Origin of the sequence: Actinoplanes campanulatus, from assembly GCF_014647795.1 — a bacterium.
GTDB classification, from domain to species: domain Bacteria; phylum Actinomycetota; class Actinomycetes; order Mycobacteriales; family Micromonosporaceae; genus Actinoplanes; species Actinoplanes campanulatus.
In genome coordinates this window covers 69,715-80,542 of the sequence record NZ_BMPW01000001.1, presented here as the reverse complement: position 1 = coordinate 80,542, position 10,828 = coordinate 69,715, and the positions used below count along the sequence as shown (strand labels likewise).

Genomic DNA, 10,828 nt, shown 5'->3' with positions numbered 1-10,828 from the left:
GTGGTCAACTCACCAAGATCGCGAAAAGTTGCCGGGCAAAGCGCGCGAAGCGGACTCGATGAGATGCTGACCGCGAGGATGAAAAGGTCCTTTCGGCGTGATGTGGCCCGTATTGCCTCCGCGGCGGTTCACCCGATGCGGTGCTTGACCTCAGATCGCGGTCAGCCAAGCAAGAGACTCCCGGCTGGCCGCGATCGCGCAAGATCGAGCCGTTCGACGACGATGGCTCAAGGTATACATCGATGTTTGCGAATGGCCTGAACGGCCGGCGGTGACCGGCCGGATCTCGCGGCGAAGGCGGGGAACAAGCGAACAGGCGACTTGACATCGACGCCAGGCGACGATCGAGAAAGAGACTCCAGAACTTCACCGATCTACCGCGCGCCCGCACACACTCACCATCGCGGTCATGGTGAGTGACTTCCGGGCAGGTTTTCCATGGCGCGACCGGCATCAAGCGCCACCACCCGCCTGGCGCGAGTGGCGTGACGGCTGGGGACACCGCCCGGTTGCCTGGCGACCATCACCGCGACCACCCACTCAGCGCGAGCGGCAGCTCATGCGGGAGTGTCCAACCGATCCAACTCGAAAGTAGACCTACTTCCTCCCGATTAGGGCCGCTTCGCGCAGCGGAGCGGCAGGGACTCAGCCCGGCGGGCGCGGCACAGGCCGGAGCGGGCAGCAAGCGCGCGCCGACCGGACGGGACGGCCCTGATCAGATGGGGACGAGGACACTCGTACCGGAAAAGAAGCTGGAAGCGAGACGCGGAGACCTCGACCACAAAGACATCCCAGGTGCTCATGCGCCGAGTCACCGTGCGCGCGGGTTGGTGCGACGGGTGGGCTCCGCCGTGGTCGGATCCTCCGGCCACGGGTGTCGCGGGTAGCGGCCACGCATCTCGGCCCGCACCTGCGGATAGCCCTGCACCCAGAACGAGCCGAGATCGCGGGTGACCGCCACCGGACGCCCGGCTGGGGACAGCAGATGCAGCAGAACCGGAACCCGGCCGTCGGCCAGCCGTGGCGCCTCCCGCCAGCCGAACGCCTCCTGCACCTTCACCGCCAGCACCGGCGCCGCCGGATCCCGGTAGTCGACCCGCACCTGCGAGCCGCTGGGCACCGGCAGCCGTTCCGGGGCTACCTCGTCCAGGCGGCCCGCCACCCGCCACGGCACGAGACGTCGCAGGGCGGCGGCGACGTCCAGCTTCGCCAGGTCGGCCCGGCGCCGGGCGGAACCGAGATCCAGCCAGTCCTCCAGGCTCGCGAGCAGCGCGGCATCGGACACGTCCGGCCACGGATCACCGAGTGCCGCGTGCGCGAAGGCCAACCGTTGCCGCAACTCCTCGGTGTTGCGGCTCCAGGTCAGCAACCCGAGCCCCGACTCCCGCAGCCCGGTGATCAGGGCCTCCCGGACGAGCACTTGGTCGGGATCGCTCAGCCGACCGGAGACCAGCGTGATCGCCCCCAGCCGCTGGACCCGCCGGGCCACCACGTCCCCGTCGATCCAGCCGATCTCGGTGGCGTCGGTGAGCAGCGGCGCGGCCACCTCCCGAGCGGTCTCCTCGTCGATCGGCGCGGCACTGCGGATCCGCGCCACCCGTGCCCCGGCCGGCCGATCGGCGCTCGCGACGGCGAGCCACGGTGTGCCGGCGAGCGAACTCCCAGCCGGGAGTTCGGCCGCGGTGCCGCCGGCCATGAGGTACGCCCGCCCGCCCGGCTCCCGGGCCCGCGCCACCCGCTCCGGGAACGCCAGCCCCACCACCAGCCCGGCCGCCAGGTCGTCCCCCACCGCCGGGCCGTTGGGTGGGACGACCCGTTCACTCGGGGCGGGCACCCGCGCGTGTGCGTCGTGGCGGGTGGAGGCGGCCGGCTCGCCCGTGGTGGGTGCCTGGGCGGCCGTGTCGCGGTGGGGTCGGCCGGCGCGTTCACCCGGGCTGGAGGGCTGGGCAGGCGTGTCGCGGTCGGATCGGGTGGCTTGCAGTCCCGGGGCGGGCGTCGCGGTCTGGGCGGGTGTGTCGCGGGGGGATGGGGACTCCGGGGGCGGTGGCTGGGTGGCTCGGTCGATGGCGTGGGTCAGCCGGCGGACCTCGGCCCGCCATGCGGCGTCGTTCGTGGCTCGGGAGCGGCGCCACGCGGCGACCACGTCGTCGGTGGTCGCCCGGTCGTCGTCGAGGACGGCGACCAGTTCGGCGGCGCGCCGGGCTCCGATCGTGGCGGCGCCGTCGAGGAGGGCGCGGGCCCAGCGCGGGTGGAGGCCGGCGCCGGCCAGGGCGCGGCCGCGTGAGGTGACCCGGCCGTCGGAATCGAGGGCGCCGAGATCGTGCAGCACGGCGGTGGCGGCGCGGAGGGCGCCGGCCGGTGGCGGGTCGGGCAGGGCGAGCCCGGCGCCGTCGGGATGCCCCCAGAGAGCCAGGTCAAGGGCGAAACCGGTGAGGTCGGCGGCCGCGATCTCCGGCTCGGGCTGGGCGGGCAGCCGGTCGTGCAGGGCCGGTGACCAGCACCGGTAGACGCGGCCCGGCGCCTCGCGGCCGGCTCGCCCGGCGCGCTGGTCGGCGCTGGAGCGGGAGACCGGCACGGTGGCCAGGGCGCCGAGGCCGCGGGCGTGATCCATTCGGGGCACCCGGCTGAGCCCGGCGTCGACCACCGCGCGGACCCCCGGGACCGTGAGGCTGCTCTCGGCGACCGCCGTGGCCAGCACCACCCGGCGCCGTGGGCCGGCGCGCAACGCCGTGTCCTGAGCCGAGCCGGATTGGCGGCCGTGCAGGGTGACCACGTCGGCGTCCAGATCGCGGAGGCGGCCGGCGACCGTCTCGATCTCCCGCGCTCCGGGCAGGAAGACCAGGACGTCACCGTCGCCTTCGGACAGTGCACGTCGCGTCGTCACGGCCACGTGGTCGAGCAGGAGCGGGTCGACGCGCAGGCCGTGCGGTGGCGTCACCGGGCCGGCCGGGGGAGCCCAGACCACCTCGACCGGATGGGCCTTGGCGTGTGCCGTGACCACCGGCGCCGGAGTGCCCGGCTCACCGATGACCGTGGCGAGGCGGTCGGCGTCCGCGGTGGCCGAGGTGGCGAGCAGGCGCAGGTCGGGGCGGAGCGCGGCGCGGACCTCGACCAGGAAGGCGAGCGCCAGATCGGAGTCGAGATGCCGCTCGTGGCACTCGTCGAGAATCACCGTGCCGGTGCCGGCGAGCTCCGGATCGGCCTGCAGGCGCCGGACCAGAAGACCGGTGGTGACGACCTCGACCACGGTCTCGCGGGACACCTGACGCTCGCCGCGCACCGCGTAACCCACCCGGCCACCGGGGCGCTCACCGAGCAGCGACGCCATCCGGCGGGCGGCCGCCCGCGCGGCGACCCGCCGTGGCTCGGCCACGATGACCCGGCCGCCGGTGGCGAGCGCCAGCGGGACCAGCGTGGTCTTGCCGGTGCCGGGTGGGGCGACCAGGACCGCGGCGCCGGAGTCGGCGAGGGTGGTGGCGACCCGGGGCAGCACGGGGCGGACCGGGAGGTCGGGAAGCGCGTCGGCGGCGATGAGCACGGGCCCAGTCTGGCCCATCCCTGTGACACTTCCGCGGTTGTCCACAGGCTGCCCACCGCCTACCACATTCCCGGCGCGAACGGGCGTTGTCCACAGAAGCCGTTAGGCCCACCGGCGTTGTCCACAGGCGAGATTTTCTTGCGTGTTTCGTGGCAGGGTGGCGGACGAACGAGCCCTGTTAATTCTTCGGTCCGCCGGTGCGCACGGCGGGCCGTGCCTGATTGACTGGCCAAGATCGACGAGGGGGTGACCGATGGGTGTGGTCGATGTCTTCAACGCTCTGCCCACGGAGCGTCTGGAGGAGGAGCTGCTCGCCTGCTGCGCGGCGCCCGCCTGGGGCGGCCGGATAGCCGCGGGCCGGCCCTATGCCGACCGGGCCGCGATCCTCGCCACCGCCGACGCCGCGTCACGGGCGCTGAGCTGGTCCGATGTGCTGCTCGGGCTGTCCGCTCACCCACGCATCGGCGAGCGCGCCGCCGGGGAGTCCAAGGAGGCCGCCTGGTCCCGGGCGGAGCAGTCGGCCGCGGCGGTCAGCGCTGACGAGGAGACCAAGGCCGCCCTCATCCTGGCGAACAAGGAGTATGAGGCCCGGTTCGGGCACGTGTTCCTGATCTTTGCGAGCGGTCGCACGCAGGCCGAGATCCTCGCTGTGGCACGGGAGCGCCTCGGCAACGACGACGCGGGAGAGCGGGCGATCGTGTCCGGCGAGCTGCGCCGGATCGCGCGGCTGCGGCTGGAGCGGGTGCTCGATGCCCTCTGACGGCGTGACGGCCGAGTTCCACGCCCGGATCTCGACCCACATCCTGGACACGGTGACCGGTGAGCCGGCCCGGGACGTCTACGTCCGGCTGGAGCGCCGCGACGCCGACGGCTGGGGCACCATCGCCGAGGGCCGCACCGACGACGACGGCCGCCTGCGCTACGAGGTGCCGATGCACGCCTGGCAGGCCGGCGGTTACCGCCTCTTCTTCTACGTGGAGCCCTACCTGGGCGGCGACTGCTTCTTCCCGGAGATCACGATCGCCTTCCACGTGCACGACCCGAATCGTCACTACCACGTGCCGTTGCTGCTGAGCCGGTACGGCTACACCACCTACCGAGGGAGCTGACCGTTGGCGATCGTTCTCGGACCGAACCGTTACGGCAAGGCGGAGACCCGTCTCGTCCGGGTGCACCGCGACGGGGAGACGCACGGCCTGGTCGACTTCAACGTCAGCGCCGCGCTCTCCGGTGATCTGACCGCCACCCACCTGACCGGGGACAACTCCGGCGTCCTGCCGACCGACACGATGAAGAACACGGCGTACGCGTTCGCCAGGAAACACGGGGTCGGCGAGCCCGAGGCGTTCGCCCTGCTCCTGGCGCGGCATTTCGTCGCCACCCAGCCCCAGGTGCACGGGGCGAAGGTGTCGATCGAGTCGTTCGCGTGGGACCGGCTCGGCCCGCACTCGTTCCGGCGGCGCGGTGACCACACCCGCACCACCGTGGTCACCGTGACCGAGGAGGCCACCCAGGTGGTCTCCGGCGTCACCGGCCTGGTGCTGCTGAACTCGACGGATTCCGAGTTCCACGGTTTCGTGCAGGACGAGTTCACCACCCTGCCACCGGCCACCGACCGGATCCTGGCGACCGCGGTGGACGCCCGCTGGCGGCACCGCGACGACGGTGGTGACAGTGCCGACTGGGCGAAATCGTTCGAGGGCGCGCTGGACGCGCTGGTCGGCGCCTTCGTCGGCACCTACAGCTATTCGCTGCAACAGACGCTGTATGCGATGGGCAGCCGGCTCCTGGAGGCCCGGCCCGAGGTGGCGGAGGTGCGACTGGCGCTGCCGAACAAGCATCACTATCTGGCCGACCTGTCGCCGTTCGGGCTGGACAATCCGAACGAGGTGTTCATCGCCGGCGACCGGCCGTACGGGTTGATCGAGGGCAGCGTGACCCGCGACGACGCGCCGCCGGCGACCGCGGGATGGTGGCTGTGATCCTCGTCGAGAACGCGGCGGTCGCCACCGTCGACCCGGCCGGGCGGGAGCACACCACCGGCTACGTGCTGGTCGGCTACGACGGGCGGATCGCGGCCGTCGGGGCGGGCCGGGCGACCGCAGTGCCCGAGGGCACCCGCCGTGTCGACGGTTCCGGTTGCCTGGTCACGCCCGGTCTGGTGAACACACATCACCACCTGTACCAGTGGGCGACCCGCGGCCTGGCGCTGGACGAGACGCTGTTCGGCTGGCTGACCACGCTCTACCCGATCTGGGGCCGGCTGGACGCCGAGATCGTCGGTGCGGCGGCCGGGGCGGGCCTCGGCTGGCTGGCGTTGTCCGGCTGCACCACGAGCATGGACCATCACTACGTCTTCCCACGCGACGGCGGCGACGTGCTGGCCGCGGAGATCGAGGCGGCGCGGTCGATCGGCGTGCGGTTCCATCCGACCCGCGGCTCGATGGACCTGAGCCGCAAGGACGGCGGCCTTCCACCCGACCACGTCGTCGAGGACACCGACGAGGCGCTCGCCGCCACCGAGGCGGCCGTCGACCGCTGGCACGACCCGTCGCCGGACTCGATGCTGCGGATCGCGGTGGCCCCCTGCTCGCCGTTCTCGGTGACGACCCGGCTCATGGAGGAGGCCGCGACGCTGGCCCGGCGCAAGGGGGTGCGCCTGCACACCCACCTGGCCGAGACCGACGACGAGGAGGAGTTCTGCCGGAAACAGTTCGGCTGCACCCCGGTGGAGTACGCGGAACGCGTCGGCTGGCTCGGTGACGACGTCTGGCTGGCACACGGCGTGCACCTGGACGACTCGGCGATCGCCAGACTGGGCGCCACCGGCACCGGCGTCGCGCACTGCCCCAGTTCGAACGCACGGCTCGGCGCCGGCATGGCCCGGGTTCGCGAACTGCTCGACCACGGCGTCCCGGTGGGGCTGGGCGTCGACGGGTCCGCCTCACAGGAGGTCTCGCATCTGGGGGCCGAGTTGCGGCAGGCGCTCTACACGGCCCGGTCGCGCGGCGGTCCGAAGGCGATGGACGCGCGGGAGGCGCTGCGGCTCGGCACCATCGGCGGCGCCCGGTGCCTCGGCCGGGCGGACGATCTCGGTTCGCTGGAGGTCGGCAAGCTGGCCGATCTGGTGATGTGGCGGCTCGACGGGCTGGCACACGACGGCATCGACGACAAGGTCGCGGCGCTGGTCTTCGGCCCACCGGCGCGGGTCGACCTGGCGCTGGTCGGCGGCCGTCCGGTGGTCGAGCGCGGCGAACTGGTCAACGCCGACGCCGACACCCTCACCGAGCGGGCCCGGCGGGCGCATCGGCGACTCATGGACGCCGGATAGAGAAGTAAGCCACAGCGGCCGGGGGGTGGTAGACCGGTGGGAAGGACCATGAATAATGCTCGATTACGGTACGGGGGAGTAACCACACTGAGAGGAATCGTCAACGATGACCGAGATCCTGTCCGACGAGGCCGTGGCATTTGTCGCCGACCTGAACCGGCGCTTCCGGCCTCGCCGTAACGAACTCCTCCAGGCGCGTGCCGTGCGCCGAGCGGAGATCGCGGCCGGGGCCACGCTGGGCTTCCTTGCCGAGACCGCGGACATCCGCGCGGCTGAATGGACGGCGCCGCCCGCGCCGGCCGATCTCCAGGACCGGCGGGTCGAGATCACCGGGCCCACCGAGCGGAAGATGACGATCAACGCGCTCAACTCAGGGGCCAAGGTGTGGTTGGCGGACCTGGAGGACGCGAACACCCCACACTGGTCGAACGTCGTCGACGGCCAGCAGAACCTCTACGACGCCATCCGGCGCACGATCACGCTCGAGACCGAGAAGAAGACGTACGAGCTGAACGGTGGGCCGTACCCGACGATCGTGATGCGCCCCCGCGGCTGGCACCTCGACGAGCGGCACCTGCCGGTCGACGGTGAGCCGGCGGTCGGCGCGCTGGTCGACTTCGGGCTCTACTTCTTCCACAACGCCAAGGAGTTGCTGGAGCGCGGCAGCGGGCCGTACTTCTACCTGCCCAAGATGGAGTCCCACAAGGAGGCGGCGCTCTGGAACGACGTCTTCACCTACGCGCAGGAGGCACTCGGCATCCCGGTCGGCACGATCCGCGCGACCGTGCTGATCGAGACCATCCCGGCCGCGTTCGAGATGGAGGAGATTCTCTACAGCCTCCGGCCGCACATCTCCGGGCTCAACGCCGGTCGCTGGGACTACCTGTTCAGCATCATCAAGTACTTCCGCGACAACCCGAACATGATCCTGCCGGACCGTGCGGCGGTGACGATGACCGCGCCGTTCATGCGGGCGTACACCGAACTGCTCGTCTCCACCTGCCACAAGCGGGGGGCGTTCGCCATGGGTGGCATGGCCGCCTTCATCCCGAGCCGTCGTGACCCGCAGGTCAACGAGGTCGCCCTGACCAAGGTGCGGGAGGACAAGGAGCGCGAGGCCGGCGACGGGTTCGACGGCTCGTGGGTGGCCCACCCCGACCTGGTCCCGGTCTGCAAGGAGATCTTCGACCGGGTGCTCGGCGACAAGCCCAACCAACTCGCCAAGAAGCGGCCCGACGTCGCGGTCGACGCCGCGGACCTGCTGCACGTGGCCGGCACCGGCGGGGCGGTCACCCGGGCGGGGCTGCACAACAACGTCAACGTGGCCCTGCAGTACCTGGAGGCGTGGCTGCGCGGGAACGGCGCGGTCGCGATCCACAACCTGATGGAGGACGCCGCCACCGCGGAGATCTCCCGCTCGCAGGTCTGGCAGTGGATTCACAACGGGGTGAAGCTCGAGGACGGTACGCCGATCACCGCGGAGCTGGTCGGGCGGATCGAGGACGAGGAACTCGCGAAGATCCGCGAGACGGTCGGTGACGAGGCCTGGGCGGCCGGGCGCTACGACGACGCCCGCAAGCTGTTCGAGCTGGTCGCCCTCGCCGACGACTTCGCCGACTTCCTCACCAGCGCCGCCTACGACTCCATCGACTGACGCGCCGCCGCAGCGGTGGGCGCCGCGTGACGGCAGAGCAAGACGGGCGCGATCAGCGTTCGTGGTGACGGCAGGGCAAGGCGGGCGCGATCAGCGCTCGTGGGTAGCCCCGGAGGGGCGCTGCTGTGCGGCGGCGTCACTCCGGGGTGGCCGTGCCGGGGGTGGAAGCCGTTCCCGCCGGTCGCGGCCGACGGGGGTGGGCCACAAACCGGCACGCGGAAGCGGAATCGGGCCGAGATCGACCGGGGGAGGCCGTGATGCGCCTGTGTGGACAGGACTACGACGAGATCGACGCGGGTCTCGCCGGGCACGACGCGTTCCTCCGGGCCCGCTATCCGGGTGAGCGGGCCGGGCGGCAGCCCGTCCACACCGTGTACGTGCCCGCCGACCGCCTCGACGACTTCCGTGACTGGGGCGCCATCGCGCTCCGGGCCATGGACGAGCACGACTTCCCCTGGCCCGACCCCGCGGTCCGGGCCAAGCTCGCCCGCGAGCCGATCGAGGACCTGCGCGTCGATTTCGAGGACGGCTACGGGGTCCGCGACGACGATCAGGAGGACGCGGCCGTCCGCCGGGCCGCCGCGATTCTCGCCGCCGGGCCGCGGCCACCGTTCCTCGGCATCCGGATCAAGTCGCTGGAGGCGGCCACCCGGCGCCGCTCGCTGCGCACCCTGGATCTCTTCCTCGACACCTATCAGGATCTGTTCACCGTCACGCTGCCCAAGGTCAGCGGTCCGGACCAGGTCACCGCGATGGTCACCCTCTGCGAGAAGCTGGAGAAGGCGTACGGGCTGAGCGCCGGCGCCGTCACCTTCGAGATCCAGGTGGAGCTGCCGTCGGCGGTGCTCGCCGCGGACGGGACCGTCACCGTCGCCCGGCTGATCACGGCGGCCGGCGGGCGGTGCACGGGGCTGCACTACGGCACCTACGACTACAGCGCGGCCGCCGGGGTGGCTGCCGCCTACCAGTCGATGGAGCACCCGGTCGCCGACTACGCCAAAGCGGTCATGCAGGCGGCGGCCGCGCAGACCGGGGTGCGGCTCTCCGACGGCTCCACCAACATCCTCCCGGTCGGCGGCACGGCCCAGGTGCGCGAGGCCTGGGAGCTGCACCGCCGTCTGGTCCGCCGTTCCCTGGAGCGGGGCTACTACCAGGGCTGGGACCTGCATCCCGCCCAGTTGCCGACACGGTACGCGGCCACCTACGAGTTCTTCCGCGACGGCCGGGACACGGCCGTGACCAGGCTGCGCCGCTACCTGGACCGGCAGGACAGCGGCATCGCCGACGAACCGGCCACCGCCCGCGCGCTGGCCGGCTACCTGCTGCGCGGCCTGGACTGCGGCGCCCTCGACGACGCCAGCTTCCCCCGCGCCGAACTCACCGCGCTCACCTGAGCCGAAACGACGCCGACGGCGAGGCCCGGCGACCGCGGTGCAGGGGGCGAGGGACGGCGACCGCTGTCGAGTCAGACCACAGTGGCACGCCGAATCCGGTGGGGTTCGAACTTTTCGGCGGCGGTGCGAGTACTACAGGGCGGCATCACGCCGAATGCGGGGAGGACACACCGTGCACGACCGCCTGACGAGGACCGTCCGTGTCACCGGGACGGAGCCACCGGACCACATCTGTGAGCGACCGTCCTGGAGTTGCCGCGCCTGCGGTCAGCCGTGGCCGTGCCCGCCCGCACGGGTGTCGCTCATGGACGGCGCCGACCGGGTCATGCTCGCCATGTACATGTGGGCGCACCTGGACCGGGCGATGACCGACCTGCCGCCCCGCTCACCGGCCGAGTTCTACGACCGTTTCCTGAGCTGGACGGGTGCGGATCTGGTTCAGGCCTGAGGGGCCGCGGGCGCGATCTGCTCCCGCAGCCAGGACGGGTCGGGGTTGACGTGCCCCCGGCCGCCGATGACCACCGTGGGTACGGTCTCGTCACCGCCAGTGATCTCCCGGACCGCGGCCGCCGCATCGGGGTCCTGCCAGATGTCGACCCAGCGCAGCCGGGCCGCCTCGGGGCCGAGCCGGGCCCGCAGTCGCAGGCAGTAGGGGCAGCCGGGCCGCCAGTAGACGACCGGCCGATCGTCGCCGGCCCCGCCCGACGTGCGCGGGAAGGCGAGCGGCGACAGCACGAAGGCGAACGCGAGGAACACGGCGAGTAGCAGCCCCGCCGATCCGGGCGCGCCGTCACCGATCTTCACCGCGGCGATGAGCACACCGCAGAGGGCTGTCAGGAGTGCCAGGCTCCACCGTCGCACCATGGACCGGGAGGGTACTCCGCTACCGCCGGTAACGAAATGACTGACCG

9 protein-coding genes are annotated in these 10,828 nt (G+C 72.1%); 7 read left to right on the top strand and 2 right to left on the bottom strand.

The window, feature by feature from the left end:
• Positions 1–811: 811 nt before the first annotated feature.
• A complete protein-coding gene (locus IEZ13_RS00395) occupies positions 812–3,532 on the bottom strand; it encodes an ATP-dependent RNA helicase (RefSeq protein WP_229794444.1) in 2,721 nt (906 codons plus the stop codon).
• 259 nt (positions 3,533–3,791) lie between these two features.
• On the opposite strand from IEZ13_RS00395, the gene uraD reads away from it, so the two are divergent.
• The 7 genes from uraD to IEZ13_RS46250 all read left to right on the top strand — a co-directional run bounded on the left by uraD (position 3,792) and on the right by IEZ13_RS46250 (position 10,365).
• Entirely contained in the window at positions 3,792–4,298 is a 507-nt protein-coding gene (gene uraD, locus IEZ13_RS00390; protein WP_183215471.1) for a 2-oxo-4-hydroxy-4-carboxy-5-ureidoimidazoline decarboxylase, read from the top strand.
• Positions 4,288–4,647, top strand: coding sequence for a hydroxyisourate hydrolase (gene uraH / locus IEZ13_RS00385; protein WP_183215469.1), 360 nt, complete (start codon positions 4,288–4,290; stop codon positions 4,645–4,647). The genes uraD and uraH overlap by 11 nt, the downstream gene beginning before the upstream one ends.
• Positions 4,648–4,650: 3 nt before the next feature.
• Positions 4,651–5,520 carry a factor-independent urate hydroxylase gene (gene pucL / locus IEZ13_RS00380; protein WP_183215467.1) on the top strand — a complete coding sequence of 290 codons (870 nt, stop codon included), beginning with the start codon at positions 4,651–4,653 and terminating at the stop codon, positions 5,518–5,520.
• A complete protein-coding gene (locus IEZ13_RS00375; RefSeq protein ID WP_183215465.1) occupies positions 5,517–6,869 on the top strand; it encodes an 8-oxoguanine deaminase in 1,353 nt (450 codons plus the stop codon). The genes pucL and IEZ13_RS00375 overlap by 4 nt, the downstream gene beginning before the upstream one ends.
• Before the next feature lie 106 nt (positions 6,870–6,975).
• Positions 6,976–8,523, top strand: coding sequence for a malate synthase A (gene aceB, locus IEZ13_RS00370; protein ID WP_183215463.1), 1,548 nt, complete (start codon positions 6,976–6,978; stop codon positions 8,521–8,523).
• A 257-nt stretch (positions 8,524–8,780) separates the two neighbouring features.
• Positions 8,781–9,917, top strand: a complete 1,137-nt coding sequence (locus IEZ13_RS00365; RefSeq protein WP_183215461.1) for a DUF6986 family protein — start codon at positions 8,781–8,783, stop codon at positions 9,915–9,917.
• A gap of 304 nt (positions 9,918–10,221) precedes the next feature.
• Positions 10,222–10,365 carry a hypothetical protein gene (locus IEZ13_RS46250; RefSeq protein ID WP_229794370.1) on the top strand — a complete coding sequence of 48 codons (144 nt, stop codon included), beginning with the start codon at positions 10,222–10,224 and terminating at the stop codon, positions 10,363–10,365.
• On the opposite strand, the gene IEZ13_RS00355 is transcribed toward IEZ13_RS46250, so the two are convergent.
• On the bottom strand, positions 10,356–10,781 hold the full coding sequence (locus IEZ13_RS00355) for a glutaredoxin family protein (protein ID WP_183215457.1): 426 nt from the start codon (positions 10,779–10,781) through the stop codon (positions 10,356–10,358). The genes IEZ13_RS46250 and IEZ13_RS00355 overlap by 10 nt on opposite strands.
• Positions 10,782–10,828 lie beyond the last annotated feature (47 nt).